The sequence below is a fragment of the Zestomonas carbonaria genome, from assembly GCF_904061905.1.
Taxonomy (GTDB): Bacteria; Pseudomonadota; Gammaproteobacteria; order Pseudomonadales; family Pseudomonadaceae; genus Aquipseudomonas; species Aquipseudomonas carbonaria.
Map to the genome: position 1 here is coordinate 1 of NZ_CAJFCI010000095.1, position 19,714 is coordinate 19,714.

The following is a 19,714-nucleotide window of genomic DNA, read 5'->3' on the forward strand; positions in this document are numbered from 1 at the left end:
CTCTCCCAGAGGGAGAGGGGGCAGGAATCGTGCGGCGGGAAAGCACGGAGTTCGGGGTAGGCACGGATGATCCCCTCTCCCATCGGGAGAGGGGCCGGGGGTGAGGGGCGGGCTCCATGAAAACCCCCAGCCCGACTACCACCCTAGTAGACCCAAACCTCCACCCGGCGATTCTTCATCCGGCCATCCTCGCCGTCGTTGCCGGCCACCGGCAACTGGTCGCCGAGGCCGGCGATCTCGCGGAAGCCGACGCCCTGGCGGGCCAGTTCGCGGCGCACGGTCATGGCGCGCAGCTTGGAGAGCAGCGCCGCGCGGTGCGGATCGAGCTTGGGGTCGCCGAAGCCGACCAATACCACGGAACCGGTCATCTTGCCGTTCCCCCGCAGGTAGCCGAGTACTCGCTCCAGGTCACGCTGGGCCTTGTTGTCGAGGGTCGCGCTGCCTTCCTGGAAGCGGAAGTTCACCGACAGCCGCAGCGCCTGGCTGGCCAGTTCGCGATAGTCCTCGGGCATCGCCGCGTTCGGGGTGACCTTCACCGCCTGCACCGTCTGCGCGATGAAGCCGTTCTGCTCGACGATGGCCTGGCCGCGCGGGCTCTGGGCGAACCGCACCAGCTCCCTGGCCCAGGCGTTCTGGCTGGTCGGCGGCAGGTAGAGGAACAGCCGCCGCGACAGCGGGTAGTCCTCGGTGGCGATCAGCGTGGTGCTCGGTGGCATGGCCTGCGAATCACCGTCGGCGATCGAGACAGCCTTGGCCCGGCGCACGTAGGGCAGGCCGATGAAACCGATGCCATGGGCATCCTGGCTGACCGCGTCGGACAACTGCTCGCTGGATTCGTAGCGTTTGGCGCTGCCGGCCAGCGTCTTGCCATGGGCGGCCAGCACCAGCTCCTTGAAGGTGTCGTAGGTGCCGGAGTTGTCATCGCGGGCGTACAGGCGGATGGCGCCGCCACGGCCGCCGATTTCCTCCCAGTTCCGTATCTCGCCGGCGAAGATGCCCGCCAGTTGCGTGGTGGTCAGGCTGTCCAGCGGATTGTCGGGGTTGAGGATGATCGCCAGGCCGTCGAGGGCGATGATCTGCTCGGCCGCGTGACTCTTGAAGTCGCCGAGGGAGGACAGCGCCTGCACCTCGCCATCCTTGATCGGCCGCGACGAGGCGGCCAGCTCCGTGCTGCCGTCCTTGAGCGCGCTGAAACCGGTGCCCGAGCCATGGGCGGCGATCCGCACGCGCACCTCGCGACCTTCCGCGTTGCGGCCAGACACCAGTTGCTCGTTGTCTGCCTCGCCGGCCTGGATGCCGATGTCGCGCAGCCCCTGTTCCTCGAACATCCCCTTGACCAGCGCCGGTCCCAGCTTGGCGCCGATGGTGTTGGAACCCTGGATGCGCAGGACCGGCTCGACCGGCGCGGCGATGACCGTCCAGGGCAGGGCATAGCAGATGAAGCCGAGGATCAGCAGGCAGAGCGTGTGGCTCCAGGTTTCGACATCGTTGTCGGGCAGTGCGCGCGGCATTCGCGGCTTCCTTAGTGTGAGGTGAGGTCCGGAAAACGCCGCGGAGATTAAGACGGGAAGGTGACAGGGAGATGACAGCAGAGGCTCTAGGACGCGCCTTGCAGAAGCGAGCCCTGCTCGCGAAAGGCGTCGGGGCGATCGACTTGGGCTTATATGACCGCGTCATACCCGCGAACGCGGGAATCCAATGATCGGTTTTCACTGGCTCCCCGAGTTCGCGGGGACGACGGGGTGGTGCACATCGGTGGGCTGAAGCCCACCCTACTTGGGCGATCAGCTCAGTTCGAGCCAGATCGGCGCATGGTCGGAGGGCTTTTCCATGCCGCGCAGTTCGTAGTCCACGCCGGCATCCTTGAAACGTGCCAGCAGCGGGTTGGAGGCGAGGATGATGTCGATGCGCAGGCCGCGCTTGGGATCGTCCTCGAAGCCACGGCTGCGGTAGTCGAACCAACTGAAGCGGTCGCTGACCGCCGGGTTGAGGTGGCGGAAGCTGTCCACCAGGCCCCAGTTCTTCAGGGTCGCCAGCCATTCGCGTTCCTCGGGCAGGAAGCTGCACTTGCCGGTCTTCAGCCAGCGCTTGCGGTTTTCCTCGCCGATGCCGATGTCGCAGTCTTCCGGGGAGATGTTCAGGTCGCCCATCACCACCAGCGGCTGCTCGGGCTTGAAGCGGGTTTCCAGCAGGTGCTGCAGGTCGGCGTAGAAGCGCTGCTTGGCGGGGAACTTGACCGGATGGTCGCGGCTCTCGCCCTGGGGGAAGTAGCCGTTCATCACGGTGATCGGGTTGCCCAGGGCGTCGGCGAAGCTGCCCCAGATGAAGCGCCTTTGCGCTTCCTCGTCGTCGCCGGGGAAGCCCTTGTGCAGCTCCAGCGGCTCCTGGCGGGAGAGCAGGGCGACGCCGTAATGGCCCTTCTGGCCGTGGTAGTGCACGTGGTAGCCGAGCTGGCGGATCTCCGCCTCGGGGAACTGGTCGTCGCTGACCTTGGTTTCCTGCAGGCCGATCACATCCGGCTGGTGCTTGTCGATCAGCGCCGCCAGTTGATGGGGGCGGGCGCGCAGGCCATTGATATTGAAAGAAACGATCTTCATGGCGGGCCATCCTGGTAAAAGGCCGATGCTAGCCCATCGGCCGGCGTCGCGGCCAGCCGTCTGGCGATGGCCCTGGGGCGGTGCTAACGTGGCGAAGGACCTGTCCATGATCCGCCCGGCATCGAGGGGCAGGTTCCGAGGCTCGGAGGTCCCGGATAACAATAACGAAGAGGTCATCGTGAATGCCGAACGCCCAACGTCCCAGCGCTCCCGCTGAAGTCCGCATGCTCGATGGCGGCTACGCCCGCGAGGCGCGCTCGCTGCTGTATCACGCCTATCGCCACGAACCGACCTTCGCCTACCTGTTCGAATCCGAACGGCCCGGCTACGACCAGCGCGTGCGGGCCACCATCCGCGAACTGGTGCAGCAGCATTTCGGCGAGGACTTGCCGGCCATCGGCCTGCTGATCGAGGACCGCCTGGTGGGCATCGCCCTGATCGCGCCTCCGCAGCGCCGCCTGGACATCACCGAAAGCTGGTCCTGGCGCCTGCGCATGCTGCTCACCACCGGCTTCCGCTGCACCAAGCGCTACCTGGAATACCACGACGCGGTGCTCGCCTGCCTGCCACCGGGGCCGTACCACGTCCTGCCGCTGCTCGGCGTGCACCCGGAGTTCCAGGGGCACCACCTCGGCGAGCAACTGCTGGCCGCGCTGCACGACTGGTGCGCCGAGGACACCGGCTCGCAAGGCGTGGTGCTGGATACCGGCAATCCGCGCTACCTCGACTTCTATGCCCGCCAGGGCTACGAGGAGATCGGCGAAGTGGCGCTCGGGCCGATCCGCGAGCACGTGTTCTTCCACCCCAACCCGAGGCCGCTCACCCTGGCCAGCGCCTAGGCGCTCGACAGGCTTCATCTCTTGTGGGAGCAAGCCCTGCTCACGAATAGCGGCGCCTCGAAAGCCTCGCGAGCAGAGCCCGTTCCCACCGGTGCCGATGAATGTCGATCCGCTCTAGGCAGCGGCCTCTGCCGTGCTAGCATTTGCCGCCATGAGTTTCCAAGGAAAGTTCGGCTCGGCCCTGATATCGCTGGTCGTTGCCGCAAACGCGCTGGCACAGGGCCAACTGGACGTGCGCATCGAGCCGGCGAACAGCGCGCTGAAGGCCAATGTGGAAGGCTATGTCGGACGTCTCGACGCATCCGACGAGGCAGCGTTGCAGCGCCTGCGGCGTTCCACCATGCAACAGGCGCAGCAGGCCGCCGAGGCGTTGGGCTACTACCAGGCGCGGATCAGCAGCGACGTGACGGCGGACAGGGACGGCAAGCCGCGCCTGACCCTGCACATCGAGCCCGGCGAACCGGTGCGTCTGCGCAACGTCAGCGTGCGCATCGAGGGCCCGGCCACCCAGCTCAAGGGCTTTCGCGTGCCCAGCAGCGCGCAGTTGAAGCCCGGCACGCAACTCAACCATGGCAGCTACGAGGACACCAAGCGGCTGATCCAGAACCAGGCGTCGCGCTACGGTTTCTTCCGTGGCCAGTTCACCCGCCAGCGTCTGGAAATCGACCCGCCGGCCGGCGTCGCCGATATCGAACTGGTCTACGACAGCGGTCCGCGCTATCGGCTCGGCGAAGTGGTGTTCTCCGGCGACGCGCCGTTCGACGAGGAACTGCTGCAACGCATGGTGCCGTTCCAGCCCGGCACGCCCTATGACTCGGAACTGATCGCCGATCTCTATCAGTCTCTACAGAGCAGCGGCTACTTCGATGGCGTGCGGGTCGACGCGGTACCGGCGCAGGCCAGCGCCGAGACGATCCCGGTGAATGTGCTGCTCACCACCCGCAAGCCGCGCACCTTTGGCGTCGGCCTCGGTTTCTCCACCGACGTCGGCCCACGCGGGCGCTTCAACTGGACGCGCCACTGGGCCAACCCGCAGGGGCACAGCTATGGCCTGGAAAGCGAACTGTCGGCGCCCCGGCAGAACGTCGGCCTGTGGTACGACATCCCCCTCGACCCGCCGCTCACCGACAAGCTGCGCTTCGCCGGCGGTTACCAGTACGAGGAAATCGCCGACACCGACAGCCTCAGCCGGCTGCTCAAGGTCGGCCCGGAATGGCACCACCGGCTGGACAATGGCTGGCAGCAGGTGCTGTCGCTGACCTGGCGCCGCGAGGAATACGACCTGGGCGACGACTCCGGGTTGAGCAACCTGCTGATGCCGGGCGTCAGCTACAGCTACCTGCAGACCGACAACCGCCTCGACCCGCGCAACGGCTACCGCATCCAGTTCGACGTGGCGGCGGCCAAGGAAGGGCTGGCGTCGGACGCCGACCTGGTGCACGGCAACGTCATGCTCAAGGGCCTGACCACGCTGTGGGAGCGCCACCGCCTGCTCGGCCGCCTGCAACTGGGCGGCACGGAAACCACCGACTACGCCTCGATCCCGCCCTCGTTGCGCTACTACGCCGGCGGCGACCAGAGCGTGCGTGGCTACGACTACCAGTCGCTGTCGCCGCAGAACCGCAAGGGCGACCGGGTCGGCGGCCGCTATCTGGTCGCCGGCAGCGTCGAATACCAGTACGCCTTCGCCGAGAAATGGCGGGTGGCCACGTTCATCGACCAGGGCAACGCCTTCGACTCGCTGAAGATTCCTACCCTCAAGACTGGTGTCGGCATGGGCATCCGCTGGGTCTCGCCGGTCGGCCCGCTACGCCTCGACCTGGCCCACGCGCTGGACGATGACGGCGGCATCCGCCTGCACTTCTCCATGGGGCCGGAGCTATGAGGATGGTGAAATGCATCGCCCTCGGCCTGCTGGGCGTGTTGCTGGCCCTCGTCCTGGCCGTGGCGCTGCTGCTCGGTAGCGGTGCGGGTAGCCGCTGGTTGCTGGGCGCGGTGCCCGGCGTCGAGGTGGAGGGCTTCGAAGGCCGGCTGGGCGGCCAGTGGCAGGCGGAACGACTGAGCTGGCGGCAAGGCGACCAGCACGTCGAGTTGCAGGCGCCGCGCTTCGACTGGTCGCCGGCCTGCCTGCTGCGCATGACCTTGTGTCTGCGGCGGATCGAGGCCGAGCGGGTCGACCTGGTCTTTCCGCCCGGCGAGGAAAGCACGGACGACACGCCGCTCAGCCTGCCCGCGCTGCGCCTGCCGCTGGCCATCGAGCTGGGCGAGGTGCGAATCGGCAGCCTGACCCTGGACGGCTCGGAGTTGCTGCGCGATGCGCAATTGCAGGCGAGCTGGACGGGCGAGGGGATACTGATCGAACGGCTGAACCTGCGCCAGGACGATCTGCTCCTCGCCCTCAGCGGCAAGCTCCAGCCGGGAGGCGACTGGCCGTTGGAAGCCCATGGCACCCTCGACCTGCCCGCAGTGGACGAGCAGGCCTGGCGGCTGGCCTTGCAGGTCCAGGGCGAACTACAGCGCAGCCTGCGCCTGACGGCGGACAGCAGCGGCTACCTGGCGGGCCGCCTGAGCGGCGAAGTGCAGCCGCTGGCGGAGAACCTGCCGGCCAATGTCCGGCTCGTCGTCGACAGCTTCAAGGCTGCTCGGGACCTGCCGGATACCCTGCGCCTCGAACGCTTGCAGCTCACCGCCGCGGGCGATCTTGCGGCCGGCTACCGGGTGGACGGCAACGCCAGCCTGCCGGGCGAGGGCGGGGAGGTGGCGATGAAACTACAGGGGCGGGTCGATGCCAAGGGGGCCGATATCGCCGCGCTGGGCCTCGACGCCGGCAACGACCAGACCCTCAATTTGGACGGCCGCCTGGACTGGCAGGACGGTTTTGCCGTGGACAGCCGCCTGCACTGGAAGGACTTCCCCTGGCAGCGTCTCTATCCGCTGGAGGAGGAGCCGCCGGTGGCGTTGCGCCGCTTGCAGGCCGAGATGTATTACCGCGACGGCAACTACCTGGGCAACTTCGACGCCGACCTCGACGGCCCGGCCGGTGCCTTCAGCCTGCAAAGCCCGGTCAGCGGCGACCTGCAACAGGTACACCTGCCCTCGCTGCAACTGAAGGCCGGCCAAGGCAGGGCGGAAGGCAGGCTCGGCCTGCGCTTCGCCGACGGCCTGGGCTGGGATGCGGCCCTGGACCTCAGCGCCCTCGACCCGGCCTATTGGCTGAAGGAGTTGCCCGGAGAACTGGCCGGCACGCTGCGCAGCCAGGGCGAGCTGCGCGACGAGCGCTTGAGCCTGGATGCCAACCTCGACCTGAAGGGCCGCCTGCGCGGCCAGCCGGCGCTGTTCCAGCTACAGGGCCACGGCGCGGGGGAAGAGTGGCAACTGGCCCGTCTGGAACTGCGCCTCGGCGACAATCGCATCCAGGGCAGCGGCGCCCTCGACCAGCGCCTGCGCGGCCAGCTCGAACTGGCCATGCCACGCCTCGGCCAGCTCTGGCCGGGACTGCAAGGGCAGCTCGACGGCCGCCTCGACCTGGCCGGCAGCCTCGACGCACCGCAGGGGCAGCTCAAGCTGCAAGGCCAGCGGCTGGCGATGGCGGAGCAACGCCTGCGCCGTCTCGTCCTCGATGCCAACCTCGACAACGCCCAGCGCGGCAGGGTGGAACTGACCGCCACGGGTATTCGCACTGGCGACAGCTATCTCGGCACCCTGACCGCACGGGGCGAGGGCGACATCCGCCGCCAGCGCCTGGAACTCGCGCTGAAAGGACCGAAGCTGCAAAGCGAGCTGGCCTTCGACGGCACCCTGGAACAGAAGAAGGAGGGCTGGGACTGGCGCGGCCGCCTGGCGCGGGGTGAGGTGCAGGCCGGCGGCCAGGATTGGCGCTTGCAACAGCCCGCCCGCCTGGAGCGGCTGGCCGACGGGCGCTTGAACCTGGGTGGCCATTGCTGGGTGTCCGGCCCGGCCAGCCTGTGCGGCGAGGATGCCCGCTTGCAACCGGAGCCACGCCTGCGCTACCGGCTGCGCGATTTCCCGCTGGCCAGCCTGGCGCCCTGGCTGCCGGCCGACTTCGCCTGGGACGGCCAGCTTTCCGCCGACCTGCAACTCGACCTGCCGGCCAGCGGGCCCAAGGGCCTGGTACGGGTGGATGCCGGCAGCGGCACCTTGCGGGTGCGCGAGCAGGAACAATGGCTGGAGTTTCCCTACAGCCGCCTGTTGCTGGACAGCACCTTGCAACCCCAGCGCATCGACAGCCGCTTGCAGTTCCAGGGCGGCCCACTGGGCGAGCTGTCCGCACAGGTCACCCTCGACCCGCGCCCGGAGAGCAAGCCGCTGTCCGGAGAGTTCCGCCTGAGTGGGCTCGATCTTGCCGTGGCGCGTCCCTTCCTGCCGATGGTCGAACACCTCGCCGGACAACTGAACGGTAGCGGGCGGATCAGCGGCGGGCTGCTGGCCCCGCGCATCGACGGCAACCTGGCCCTGAGCGGCGGCGAGATCAGCGGCGCGCAGTTGCCGACTTCCTTCGAGCAGTTGGAGCTGCGGGCGCAGGTCGCCGGCGAGCACCTGCAACTGCGCGGCGACTGGCGCAGCGGCGAGCAGGGGCGGGGCAGCCTGAGCGGGCAACTGAACTGGTCCCAGGCCCTGGACGGCGACCTGCAGGTGCGCGGCGAACGCCTGCCGGTCAACGTCGAGCCCTACGCCAAGCTGGAGGTCGAGCCGAACCTGGTGGCGCGCCTGGCCGAGGGCAGGCTGGCCATCGCCGGGCAGGTCCGCGTGCCGCGTGGCGCCATCGAGGTTCGCGAGCTGCCGCCTTCGACCGTCAAGGTTTCGGATGACGCGGTGGTGGTCGGCCGGCAGAAGGAGGAAGAACAGGCGTTGCAGATGGCCATGGACATCGAGGTCGAGGTGGGCAGCGATAAGCTGACCTTCAAGGGCTTCGGGCTCACCGCCGAGCTGGCCGGGAGCCTGAAGATCGGCGACAACCTCGAAACCCACGGCGAACTGAAGCTCGACAAGGGCCGCTACCGCGCCTACGGGCAGCGCCTGAACATCCGCCGCGCGCGCCTGCTGTTCACCGGGCCGATCGATCAGCCGTACCTGGATATCGAGGCGATCCGTCGGGTCGACGAAGTGGTTGCTGGCCTGCGCATCAGCGGCAGCGCCGCGCAGCCGCGCACCCAGGTGTTCGCCGAGCCGGCGATGAGCGAGGAGCAGGCGCTGTCCTACCTGGTACTCGGCCGTCCGCTCGGCGGCACCGGCGAGGACAGCAACATGCTGGCCCAGGCGGCATTGGGCCTGGGACTGGCCGGCAGCTCGTCGATCACCGGCAGCCTGGCCCAGAGCCTGGGCATCAGCGACTTCCAGCTCGACACCAGCGGCTCGGGGCAGAGCACCAGCGTGGTGGCCAGCGGCAAGCTTTCCGAGCGCCTGAGCCTGCGCTACGGCGTCGGCGTGTTCGAGCCGGCCAACACCATCGCCCTGCGCTACGAACTGACCCGCCGGCTGTTCCTGGAGGCGGCCAGCGGTATCGCCAGCTCGTTGGATCTGTTCTACAGGCGGGATTTTTGAGGCGGGGTAGCGGCCTTTGCCCTCTCCCCAACCCTCTCCCATAAATGGGAGAGGGGGCTGTCCGTGCGGGGAGTTGGCGACGTGGCCCGGATGTAATCCGGGGAAGCCGGCAACTCCGTTTCCCGGATTGCATCCGGGCTACCAGGCTCGAACCAATTAGCTCCCCTCTCCCGTTTACGGGAGAGGGGCCGGGGGAGAGGGTAGCCCCCGCACGGCACTCACGACCATACGCTCTTATCCCCGATGACGAAAAATTGTATACAACTGACCATAAGGTCACGACATTTCCGGCGGAGCATGGTTAACTCTTCCGCCTATTCCACCCACCCACAAGAAGGACCCTTCCCATGGCTCAAGTGACCCTCAAAGGCAACCCGATCGAAGTCGCCGGTCAACTGCCGCAGCCCGGCCAGCAAGCGCCGGCGTTCAGCCTGGTCGGCAAGGACCTGGCCGACGTGACCCTGGCCAGCCTGGCCGGCAAGCGCAAGGTTCTGAACATCTTCCCGAGCATCGACACCCCGACCTGCGCCACCTCGGTACGCAAGTTCAACGAGAAGGCCAGCCAACTCGCCAACACCGTGGTGCTGTGCATCTCCGCCGACCTGCCGTTCGCCCAGGCGCGCTTCTGCGGTGCCGAAGGCCTGGACAACGTGCAGAACCTGTCGACCATGCGCGGTGCCGAATTCCTCAAGAACTACGGCGTGGCCATCGCCAGCGGTCCGCTGGCAGGCGTCTCCGCCCGCGCCGTGGTGGTGCTGGACGAGAACGACAAGGTGCTGCACAGCGAACTGGTCGGCGAGATCGCCGACGAGCCGAACTACGACGCGGCACTGGCGGCCTTGAAGTAATCCGCTTCTGCAAGAAGAACGGCCTGCTCAGCAGGCCGTTTTCTTTTCCGCCCCGCAGGGTGGGCTTCAGCCCACCCTGTGCCTGACCTGGTTGGCCAGGTAACACCCGGCAACAAACCGGTGGATATCTTCGGAGAGGTGTTTTTATTTGTGCTTCATGCAGTTAGAAGCGTCAATCCTAGGTAAATAGCCGGTAAAGAGGCTTTGCTTGGCGGCTTGCTGTGCTTATCGTGCAGGCTTCCGAAAAGCTGACTGCGCATCATGGCCGACCTCACCTCGAATACCTCCGTTTCCCGCTTCTCCCGTCGCTGGCTGCTGTTCGCCTTGCTCGTGCTCGCCCTGGCCTTGCTGGCCTGGTGGCTGTGGCCGAGTTCGAAGAGCGAGGAGGGCAGCGGAGCCCAGGCACGGCCGGGCTCCCTGACCCAGCCGTCCGGCGGCCGGCGCGGCGGGCCGCCCGGTTTCGGCGGTTTCTCCGCCGGGCCGACGCCGGTGCGGGTGGCCACCGTCGCCCAGGGCGACTTCCCCGTCTACTACAAGGCGCTGGGCACGGTGACCGCGATGAACACGGTGAACGTACGCGGCCGCGTCAATGGCCAACTGGTCAACCTGGCGTTCGAGGAAGGCCAACTGGTCAAGGCCGGCGACGTGCTGGCGGTGATCGACCCACGGCCGTTCGAGGTCGCCTTGCAACAGGCGGAAGGCACCCTGGCGGAAAACCAGGCGCAACTGCGCAACGCCGAACTGGACCTCAAGCGCTACCGCGACCTGTACGCCGAGGACAGCATCGCCAAGCAGACCCTGGATACCCAGGAGTCGCTGGTCAACCAGTATCGCGGCACCCTGAAGAGAAACCAGGCGGCGGTCGCCGAGGCGCGCCTGAACCTCGACTTCACCCAGGTCAAGGCGCCGATTTCCGGGCGGCTCGGCCTGCGCCAGGTGGACGTCGGCAACCTGGTGACCACCAGCGATGCCACGCCGCTGGTGGTGATCACCCAGACCCAGCCGATCAGCATCGCCTTCACCCTGCCGGAGCGCGACCTGCCCGAGGTGATCGAGCGCTATCGCACCGGCCAGGCGCTGGTAGTCGAGGCCTGGGACCGTGGCGACACCCGCAAGCTCGCCGAGGGCGTACTGCACAGCCTCGACAACCAGATCGACACCACCACCGGGACCCTGAAGTTCAAGGCGCGTTTCGCCAACGAGCAGGAAACCCTGTTCCCCAACCAGTTCGTCAACGTGCGCCTGCGCGCGGCAACCCTGGAAGACGCGGTGCTGCTGCCCAGCGCGGCGGTGCAGCACGGCACCGGCGGCGCCTTCGTGTACGTGCTCGACGGCGACAGGAACGTGCGTGTCCGCACCCTCGAGCTCGGCCCGAGCGATGGCGAGAACACGGTGATCCGCGATGGCCTCAAGGCCGGCGAGCGGGTGGTGCTGGAAGGCACCGACCGCCTGCGCGACGGCAGCGAGGTCGAGGTGGTCAGCGAAGGCGAAACCATCCCGACGTCGCCCACCGAACAATTGCAGGGCACTGAAACCCGCACCGTCCAGCCGGCCTCCGGCGTTACCCGCACCAAGCCAGGCGTATGAACATTTCTCGGCTGTTCATCCTCCGCCCGGTCGCCACCACGCTGAGCATGCTGGCGATCCTCCTCGCCGGCCTGATCGCCTACCGGCTGCTGCCAGTGTCGGCGCTGCCGCAGGTGGACTACCCGACCATTCGCGTGCTGACCCTCTATCCCGGGGCCAGTCCCGAAGTGATGGGCAGCGCGGTGACCGCGCCGCTGGAGCGCCAGTTCGGGCAGATGCCGGGCCTCGCGCAGATGTCCTCGACCAGCTCCGGCGGCGCCTCGGTGATCACCCTGCGCTTCTCCCTGGAGATGGGCCTGGACGTCGCCGAGCAGGAGGTGCAGGCGGCGATCAACGCGGCCAGCAACCTATTGCCCAACGACCTGCCGGCGCCGCCGGTGTACAACAAGGTCAACCCGGCCGATACCCCGGTGCTGACCGTCGCGATCACTTCGCAGACCCTGCCGCTGCCGCGCCTGCACGACCTGGTGGACACGCGGATGGCGCAGAAACTGGCGCAGATCAGCGGTGTCGGCATGGTCAGCCTGGCCGGCGGCCAGCGCCAGGCGGTGCGCATCCGCGTCAACCCGGAGGCGCTGGCGGCCAACGGCCTCAACCTTTCCGACGTGCGCGCGCTGGTCAACGCTTCCAACGTCAACCAGCCGAAAGGCAACTTCGACGGCCCGACCCGCGTCTCGATGCTCGACGCCAACGATCAGTTGAAGTCGCCCGAGGAATACGCCGAGCTGATCCTCGCCTACAACGCCGGCGGCGCGTTGCGCCTCAAGGACGTCGCCGATATCGAGCTGGGTGCCGAGAACGAGCGGCTGGCGGCCTGGGCCAACAAGAACCAGGCGGTGCTGATCAACATCCAGCGCCAGCCGGGCGCCAACGTCATCGAAGTGGTCGACCGCGTCCAGGCGTTACTGCCGGCGATCGCCTCGACCATGCCGTCGGGCATCGACGTGACGGTGCTCAGCGACCGCACCCAGACCATCCGCGCCTCGGTGCGCGACGTGCAGCACGAGATGTTCCTCGCCGTCGCCCTGGTGGTGATGGTGACCTTCCTGTTCCTGCGCAAGCTGTCGGCCACCATCATCCCTTCGGTCGCCGTGCCGCTGTCGTTGGTCGGCACCTTCGCGGTGATGTACCTGGCCGGCTTCTCGATCAACAACCTGACCCTGATGGCGCTGACCATCGCCACCGGCTTCGTGGTCGACGACGCCATCGTCATGCTGGAGAACATCGCCCGCCACCTGGAGGAGGGCGAGACACCGCTGAACGCCGCGCTCAAGGGCGCCAGGCAGATCGGCTTCACGCTGATCTCGCTGACCTTCTCGCTGATCGCGGTGCTGATCCCGCTGCTGTTCATGGCCGACGTGGTAGGCCGGCTGTTCCGCGAGTTCGCCATCACCCTGGCGGTGGCCATCCTGATTTCCCTGGTGGTGTCGCTGACCCTGACCCCGATGATGTGCGCGCGCCTGCTCAAGGCGGAAAAGCCCGAGGAGGAGGGACGTTTCTACCGTGCCGCCGGCGGCTTCATCGACGGCATGATCGAACGCTACGGCGTCTGGCTGCAGTGGGTGCTGCGCCACCAGCCGCTGACCCTGCTGGTTGCCATCGGCACCCTGGGGCTCACCGTGCTGCTCTACCTGGCGGTGCCCAAGGGCTTCTTCCCGGTGCAGGACACCGGGCTGATCCAGGGCATCTCCGAGGCGCCGCAGTCGGCCTCGTTCCGCGCCATGAGCGAACGCCAGCAGGCGCTGGCGGCGATCATCCTCGAAGACCCGGCGGTGGAAAGCCTGAGCTCCTACATCGGCGTCGATGGCGACAACGTCACCCTCAACAGCGGCCGCCTGCTGATCAACCTCAAGCCCCACGCCGAGCGCGACCTCACCGCCAGCGAAGTGATCCAGCGCCTGCAACCGCAGGTGGACAGGCTCAGCGGCATCCGCCTGTACATGCAGCCGGTGCAGGACCTGACCATCGAGGACCGGGTCAGCCGCACCCAGTTCCAGTTCAGCCTGGAGTCGCCGGACGCCGACCTGCTGAGCGAATGGACCCACAAGCTGGTCGATGCCCTGCGCCAGCAGCCGGAACTGCGCGACGTGGCCAGCGACCTCCAGGACAAGGGTTTGCAGGTCTACCTGAACATCGACCGCGACCTCGCCGGGCGCCTCGGCGTCAGCGTGTCGAGCATCACCGACGCGCTGTACGACGCCTTCGGCCAGCGGCAGATCTCGACCATCTTCACCCAGGCCAGCCAGTACCGCGTGGTGCTGCAGTCGGCCAGCGGCGAAAGCATCGGCCCGCAGGCGCTGGGGCAGATCCACGTGCAGACCAGCGGGGGCACCCAGGTGCCGCTGTCCAGCCTGGCGAGGATCGAGGAGCGCAACGCCGAACTGGTGATCAACCACATCGGCCAGTTCCCGGCGGTCAACCTGTCGTTCAACCTGGCGCCGGGCGTGTCGCTCGGCGAGGCGGTCGAGGTGATCGAGCGCACCCAGCAGGAGATCGGCATGCCGGCCGGCGTGCAGAGCCGCTTCCAGGGCGCTGCCGAGGCGTTCCGCGCATCGCTGGCGAGCACCTTGCTGCTGATCCTCGCCGCGGTGGTGACCATGTACATCGTGCTCGGCGTGCTCTACGAGAGCTACATCCACCCGATCACGATCCTCTCGACGCTGCCTTCGGCCGGGGTCGGAGCCTTGCTGGCGTTGCTGCTGACCGGCAACGACCTGGGCCTGATCGCGATCATCGGCATCATCCTGCTGATCGGCATCGTCAAGAAGAACGCGATCATGATGATCGACTTCGCCCTGGAAGCCGAACGCCAGCAGGGCATGAGCCCGCGCGACGCCATCTACCAGGCGGCGCTGCTGCGCTTCCGGCCGATCCTGATGACCACCCTGGCGGCGCTGTTCGGCGCCATCCCGCTGATGCTCGCCAGCGGCTCCGGCGCCGAACTGCGCCAGCCGCTCGGCCTGGTGATGGTCGGCGGCTTGCTGGTCAGCCAGGTGCTGACGCTGTTCACCACGCCGGTGATCTACCTGTACTTCGACCGCCTGGCCCGGCGCTTCAAGCGGCGGGAAGAGGGTGGGGAGGTGGTGGTATGAGTGGCGAGCTGCAAGCTGCAAGCTACAAGACAGGAGCAAAAGCCGTAGCCCGGATGCAATCCGGGGTGCCGGCAGCTCCGCTTCCCGGATTTCATCCGGGCTACCAGGCGCGCACGATGGGCTCCCCTCTCCCATTTATGGGAGAGGGGCCGGGGGAGAGGGTTGCCGTGTGCCGGTCAGCTCAGCCCCTCACCCCAGCCCTCTCCCGGAGGGAGAGGGGGTTGTCCGTGCACGTAGCCCGGATGCAATCCGGGGTGCCGGCAGCTCCGCTTCCCGGATTTCATCCGGGCTACCAGGCGCGCACGATGGGCTCCCCTCTCCCATTTACGGGAGAGGGGCTGGGGGAGAGGGGGCGGACTTTCCTTGACCCTTCCAGGTCGTCGCACACAGTCGACTTGCCGCTTGAAGCTTGTGGCTTGCCGCTATGAACTTGTCCGCCCCCTTCATCCGTCGCCCCGTGGCGACCATGCTGCTCAGCCTGGCGATCCTGCTGCTCGGCGGGTTGAGTTTCGGCCTGTTGCCGGTGTCGCCGCTGCCGCAGATGGACTTCCCGGTGATCACCGTGCAGGCCAGCCTGCCCGGCGCCAGTCCGGAGATCATGGCGTCCAGCGTCACCACGCCGCTGGAGCGTTCGCTCGGCACCATTTCCGGCATCACCCAGATGACCAGCCGGACCGGCCAGGGCAACACCCGGATCACCCTGCAATTCGAATCGGATCGCGAGATCAATGGCGCCGCCCGGGACGTCCAGGCGGCCATCAACGCCTCGCGCAACCTGCTGCCCAGCGGTATGCGCAGCATGCCGACCTACAAGAAGGTCAACCCGGCCCAGGCGCCGATCATGGTGCTGTCGCTGACCTCCAACGTGCTGGAGAAAGGCCAGCTCTACGACCTCGCCTCGACCATCCTGGCGCAGAGCCTGTCGCAGGTCGGCGGCGTCGGCGAGGTGCAGGTCGGCGGCAGTTCGCTGCCGGCGGTGCGCGTCGAGCTGGAGCCGCAGTTGCTCAACCAGTACGGCATCAGCCTCGATGAAGTGCGCAGCACCATCACCCAGGCCAACGTACGCCGGCCCAAGGGCGCGGTGGAGGATGCCGAGCGGCACTGGCAGGTGCAGGCCAACGACCAGTTGGAGCGCGCCAAGGACTACCAGCCGCTGATCATCCGCCACCAGGACGGCGCCACGCTGCGCCTCTCCGATGTGGCGCGGGTTCGCGACGCGGTGGAGGACCGCTACAACAGCGGCTTCTTCAACGACAATTCCGCCGTGCTGCTGGTGATCAACCGCCAGTCCGGCGCCAACATCATCGAGACCATCGAAAGCATCAAGGCACAGTTGCCGGCCCTCCAGGCGGTGCTGCCGGCCAGCGTCAAGCTGGACATAGCGATGGACCGCTCGCCGGTGATCCGCGCCACCCTGCACGAGGCCGAGCGCACCCTGCTGATCGCCGTGGCGCTGGTGATCCTGGTGGTGTTCCTGTCCCTCGGCAACCTGCGCGCCTCGCTGATTCCCGCCCTGGCGGTGCCGGTCTCGCTGATCGGCACCTTCGCGGTGATGTACCTGTGGGGCTTCTCGCTCAACGTGCTGTCGCTGATGGCGCTGATCCTCGCCGCCGGCCTGGTGGTGGACGACGCCATCGTGGTGCTGGAGAACATCGCCCGGCACATCAACAACGGCGAGAAGCCGATGCGCGCCGCGCTGCTGGGCAGCCGCGAGGTGGGCTTCACATTGCTGTCGATGAACCTGTCGCTGGTCGCGGTGTTCGTCTCCATCCTGTTCATGGGCGACGTCGTCGGGCAGATGTTCCGCGAGTTCTCCATCACCCTGGCGGCGGCGATCCTGGTGTCGCTGCTGGTCTCGCTGACCCTCACGCCGATGCTCTGCGCGCGCTGGCTGAAGCCGCATCGCAGCGAGGACGAGACCGGCCTGCAACGCTGGAGCCACCGGGGCCACGAAGGCCTGGTGCGCTTCTACGACCGCACCCTGGGCTGGGTCCTGCGCCATCCACGGCTGACCCTGCTGAGCCTGCTGGTGACCATCGGCGTGAACGTCTTCCTGTACATCTCGATCCCCAAGACCTTCCTGCCGACCCAGGATACCGGCCAGTTGATCGGCTTCATCCGTGGCGACGACGGGCTGTCGTTCAGCGTCATGCAGCCGAAGATGGAAATCTTCCGCCGCGCGGTGCTCGAGGACCCGGCGGTGGAGAGCGTGGCCGGCTTCATCGGCGGTGGCGGCGGGATCAACAACGCCTTCATGATCGTGCGCCTGAAGCCGCGCAGCGAACGCGACCTCGACGCCCAGCAGGTGATCCAGCGCCTGCGCCAGCACCTGCCCAAGGTGCCCGGCGGCCGGCTGATGCTGATGGCCGACCAGGACCTGATGTTCGGCGGCTCGCGCGGCGACGACAGTTCGCAATACCAGTACGTGTTGCAGACCGGCGAGCTGGCCGACCTGCGCGAGTGGATGCCCAAGGTGACGGCCGCGTTGCAGTCGCTGCCGGAGCTGACCGCCATCGATGCCCGTGAAGGGCGGGGTGCCCAGCAAGTGAGCCTGAAGATCGACCGCGACCAGGCCAAGCGCCTCGGCGTGGACATGGCGATGGTCAGCACGGTGCTCAACAACGCCTACAGCCAGCGGCAGATCTCCACCATCTACGACAGCCTCAACCAGTACCAGGTGGTGATGGAGGTCAACCCGAAATACGCCCAGGACCCGAGCACCCTGGAGCAGGTGCAACTGATCACCGCCGACGGCCAGCGCGTGCCGCTGTCCACCTTCGCCCGCTACGAATACAGCCTGCAGGAAGACCGGGTGAACCACGAAGGCCAGTTCGCCGCCGAGAGCATCTCCTTCGACCTGGCCCCGGGCGTCAGCCTCGACGAGGCGACTCGCGCCATCGAGCGCGCGGTGGCGGGCATCGGCCTGCCCACCGACGTGATCGGCCGCCTGGGCGGTGCCGGCGATGCCTTCAAGAAGACCCAGGAGAGCCAGCCGTGGATGATCTTCGGCGCCCTGGTGCTGGTCTACCTGGTGCTCGGCATCCTCTACGAGAGCTACATCCACCCGCTGACCATTCTGTCCACGCTGCCGTCGGCTGGTGTCGGCGCGCTGCTAGCGATCATCCTGGTCGGCGGCCAGTTCAGCCTGATCTCGCTGCTCGGCCTGTTCCTGCTGATCGGCATCGTCAAGAAGAACGCCATCCTGATGATCGACCTGGCCCTGCAACTCGAACGCGAGAACGGCCTTTCGCCCGACGAATCGATCCGCCAGGCCTGCCTGCAACGCCTGCGGCCGATCCTGATGACCACCCTGGCCGCCATTCTCGGCGCCATGCCGCTGCTGATCGGCGGCGCGGAAGGCGCGGAAATGCGCCAGCCACTGGGCCTGACCATCGTCGGCGGACTGATCCTCAGCCAGATCCTCACCCTCTATACCACCCCGGTGGTCTACCTCTACCTCGACCGCCTGCGCCACCGTTTCAACCGCTGGCGCGGCGTGAAGACCGATGCCGCATTGGAAACGCCGCTATGAGACCTGCACCTGTAGGAGCGAGGGGGACGCCCCAGTCCTCCGTTCGCGAACCTTCCACCGCACATTCCTTCGCGAGCGGAGCTCGCGCCTGCAAGGGTCGCGTGGCGTTGCTCGCCATCGCCTTGAGCCTCGGCGCCTGCGCCGTCGGGCCCGACTACCAGCGCCCGCAGGTCGCCGACTCGGTGGCGTTCAAGCAGGCCGCCGGATGGAAACCCGCCACGCCGGCCGACGCCCTGCAGCAGGGCGAGTGGTGGAAGCTCTACGGTGACGAGCAACTGAACCAACTGGTCGAGCGGCTGAACGCCGGCAACCAGACCCTGGCCAGCGCCGAGGCCCAGTACCGCCAGGCGCGCGCATTGGTGCGTGGCGCGCGGGCGTCGTTCTTCCCGACCATCGGCGCCGACGTCGGCGTCACCCGCGCGGGGCAGGGCGGCGGCAGCAACACCATCGGCACCTCCGACGGCATCAGCGTCAGCGGTTCGAACGCCTCGCGGGTCTCGAAGAGCTATAGCGCCAGCCTCGGCGTGAGCTGGGAGCTGGACCTGTGGGGCAGGCTGCGCCGCCAACTGGAGGCCGACAGCGCAAGCCGCGACGCCAGCGCCGCCGACCTCGCCGGGGTGCGCCTGAGCCTGCAATCGGAACTGGTGCAGAGCTACCTGCAACTGCGCATCCTCGACGAACAGAAGCGCCTGCTCGACGCCTCGGTAAAGGCCTACCAGCGTTCGTTGCGGCTGACCGAGAACCAGTACAACGCCGGTATCGTGCCGAAATCCGACGTCACCCAGGCGCGCACCCAGTTGAAGAGCACCGAGGCCCAGGCCATCGACCTGGAATACCAGCGCGCGCAACTGGAGCATGCCATCGCCGTGCTGATCGGCTTGCCGCCGGCCGAGTTCGAACTGGCCGAGGTGGAGCAGGTGCCGGAACTGCCGGCGGTGCCGGTCGGCGTGCCTTCGGCGCTGCTCGAACGGCGCCCGGACATCGCCGCCGCCGAACGCCGGGTGATCGCCGCCAACGCCGGCATCGGTGTAGAGAAGGCCGCCTACTACCCGGACCTGGTACTGTCCGCCTCCGGCGGCTATCGCAGTGGCGGCCTGGACGACTGGATCAGCGCGCCGAACCGCTTCTGGTCGATCGGCCCGTCGTTCGCCATGACCCTGTTCGACGGCGGCATCATCCGCTCGCGGGTCGAGCAGGCCGAGGCCAGCTACGACCAGACCGTCGCCGATTACCGGCAGACCGTGCTCGAAGGCTTCCGCGAGGTGGAGGACTACCTGGTCCAGCTCCAGGTGTTCGAGCGGGAAGGCATGGTGCAACAGGAAGCGCTGGACGCCGCCCGCGAGTCGCTGCGCCTGATCGAGAACCAGTACAAGGCCGGCACCATCGACTACAACAGCGTGGTCAACGTGCAGACCAGTGCGCTCTCCAACGAGCGCACGCTGCTCAGCCTGCGCGGCAGCCGCCTGACCGCCAGCGTGCAACTGATCGCCGCCCTGGGCGGCGGCTGGGACGCCCGGCAATTGCAGGAAGAACCGGCGATGCAGGTGTCCGGCAAGAAGTAGATACTGTTATCCAGCACAAGCGATATGGAGTTCTGGGTCGAATTTTCGACCAGACTTCAGTACCCCAAAGGCTACGTGCACGAGTTTGCGCATCA

Annotated in this window: 10 protein-coding genes; 8 read left to right on the forward strand and 2 right to left on the reverse strand. The window is 67.5% G+C overall.

The annotated features are described in order from the left end of the window. Positions 1-143: 143 nt before the first annotated feature. Positions 144-1,511 carry a substrate-binding domain-containing protein gene (locus PSEWESI4_RS24435; protein ID WP_187673844.1) on the reverse strand — a complete coding sequence of 456 codons (1,368 nt, stop codon included), beginning with the start codon at positions 1,509-1,511 and terminating at the stop codon, positions 144-146. A gap of 273 nt (positions 1,512-1,784) precedes the next feature. Continuing rightward, positions 1,785-2,597: an exodeoxyribonuclease III gene (gene xthA, locus PSEWESI4_RS24440; protein WP_187673845.1), complete on the reverse strand. Its 813-nt coding sequence runs from the start codon at positions 2,595-2,597 to the stop codon at positions 1,785-1,787. Between the two features lie 182 nt (positions 2,598-2,779). Between xthA and PSEWESI4_RS24445 the strand changes: the two genes are divergently transcribed. From PSEWESI4_RS24445 to PSEWESI4_RS24480, 8 genes are all read left to right on the forward strand, one after another. After that, positions 2,780-3,436 (forward strand): GNAT family N-acetyltransferase, encoded by a 657-nt coding sequence (locus PSEWESI4_RS24445; RefSeq protein ID WP_187673846.1) that lies wholly within the window; start codon positions 2,780-2,782, stop codon positions 3,434-3,436. 151 nt (positions 3,437-3,587) lie between these two features. Beyond that, the gene (locus tag PSEWESI4_RS24450) at positions 3,588-5,321 is read left to right on the forward strand and encodes an autotransporter assembly complex protein TamA (protein WP_187673847.1); all 1,734 of its coding nucleotides are present in this window, start codon (positions 3,588-3,590) and stop codon (positions 5,319-5,321) included. After that, complete coding sequence (locus PSEWESI4_RS24455) at positions 5,318-8,998, forward strand: translocation/assembly module TamB domain-containing protein (protein WP_187673848.1); 3,681 nt, start codon at positions 5,318-5,320, stop codon at positions 8,996-8,998. Before PSEWESI4_RS24450 ends, PSEWESI4_RS24455 begins: the two co-directional genes overlap by 4 nt. A 347-nt stretch (positions 8,999-9,345) precedes the next feature. After that, complete coding sequence (tpx, locus tag PSEWESI4_RS24460) at positions 9,346-9,846, forward strand: thiol peroxidase (protein WP_187673849.1); 501 nt, start codon at positions 9,346-9,348, stop codon at positions 9,844-9,846. A 261-nt stretch (positions 9,847-10,107) separates the two neighbouring features. Beyond that, the gene (locus tag PSEWESI4_RS24465; RefSeq protein WP_187673850.1) at positions 10,108-11,433 is read left to right on the forward strand and encodes an MdtA/MuxA family multidrug efflux RND transporter periplasmic adaptor subunit; all 1,326 of its coding nucleotides are present in this window, start codon (positions 10,108-10,110) and stop codon (positions 11,431-11,433) included. Continuing rightward, a complete protein-coding gene (locus PSEWESI4_RS24470) occupies positions 11,430-14,525 on the forward strand; it encodes an MdtB/MuxB family multidrug efflux RND transporter permease subunit (RefSeq protein WP_187673851.1) in 3,096 nt (1,031 codons plus the stop codon). The genes PSEWESI4_RS24465 and PSEWESI4_RS24470 overlap by 4 nt, the downstream gene beginning before the upstream one ends. Positions 14,526-14,949: 424 nt before the next feature. Next, positions 14,950-18,057: a multidrug efflux RND transporter permease subunit gene (locus PSEWESI4_RS24475; protein ID WP_187673852.1), complete on the forward strand. Its 3,108-nt coding sequence runs from the start codon at positions 14,950-14,952 to the stop codon at positions 18,055-18,057. Then, positions 18,054-19,619, forward strand: a complete 1,566-nt coding sequence (locus tag PSEWESI4_RS24480; RefSeq protein ID WP_187673853.1) for an efflux transporter outer membrane subunit — start codon at positions 18,054-18,056, stop codon at positions 19,617-19,619. The genes PSEWESI4_RS24475 and PSEWESI4_RS24480 overlap by 4 nt, the downstream gene beginning before the upstream one ends. The last annotated feature ends 95 nt before the right edge of the window (positions 19,620-19,714 follow it).

Excerpts from the sequence above, each read along its gene's own strand:
- PSEWESI4_RS24475 (WP_187673852.1), top strand. The coding sequence starts at position 14,950 with ATGAACTTGTCCGCCCCCTTCATCCGTCGCCCCGTGGCGACCATGCTG.
- PSEWESI4_RS24445 (WP_187673846.1), top strand. The coding sequence starts at position 2,780 with ATGCCGAACGCCCAACGTCCCAGCGCTCCCGCTGAAGTCCGCATGCTC.
- xthA (WP_187673845.1), bottom strand. The coding sequence starts at position 2,597 with ATGAAGATCGTTTCTTTCAATATCAATGGCCTGCGCGCCCGCCCCCAT.
- tpx (WP_187673849.1), top strand. The coding sequence starts at position 9,346 with ATGGCTCAAGTGACCCTCAAAGGCAACCCGATCGAAGTCGCCGGTCAA.
- PSEWESI4_RS24480 (WP_187673853.1), top strand. The coding sequence starts at position 18,054 with ATGAGACCTGCACCTGTAGGAGCGAGGGGGACGCCCCAGTCCTCCGTT.
- PSEWESI4_RS24465 (WP_187673850.1), top strand. The coding sequence starts at position 10,108 with ATGGCCGACCTCACCTCGAATACCTCCGTTTCCCGCTTCTCCCGTCGC.
- PSEWESI4_RS24435 (WP_187673844.1), bottom strand. The coding sequence starts at position 1,511 with ATGCCGCGCGCACTGCCCGACAACGATGTCGAAACCTGGAGCCACACG.
- PSEWESI4_RS24455 (WP_187673848.1), top strand. The coding sequence starts at position 5,318 with ATGAGGATGGTGAAATGCATCGCCCTCGGCCTGCTGGGCGTGTTGCTG.
- PSEWESI4_RS24470 (WP_187673851.1), top strand. The coding sequence starts at position 11,430 with ATGAACATTTCTCGGCTGTTCATCCTCCGCCCGGTCGCCACCACGCTG.
- PSEWESI4_RS24450 (WP_187673847.1), top strand. The coding sequence starts at position 3,588 with ATGAGTTTCCAAGGAAAGTTCGGCTCGGCCCTGATATCGCTGGTCGTT.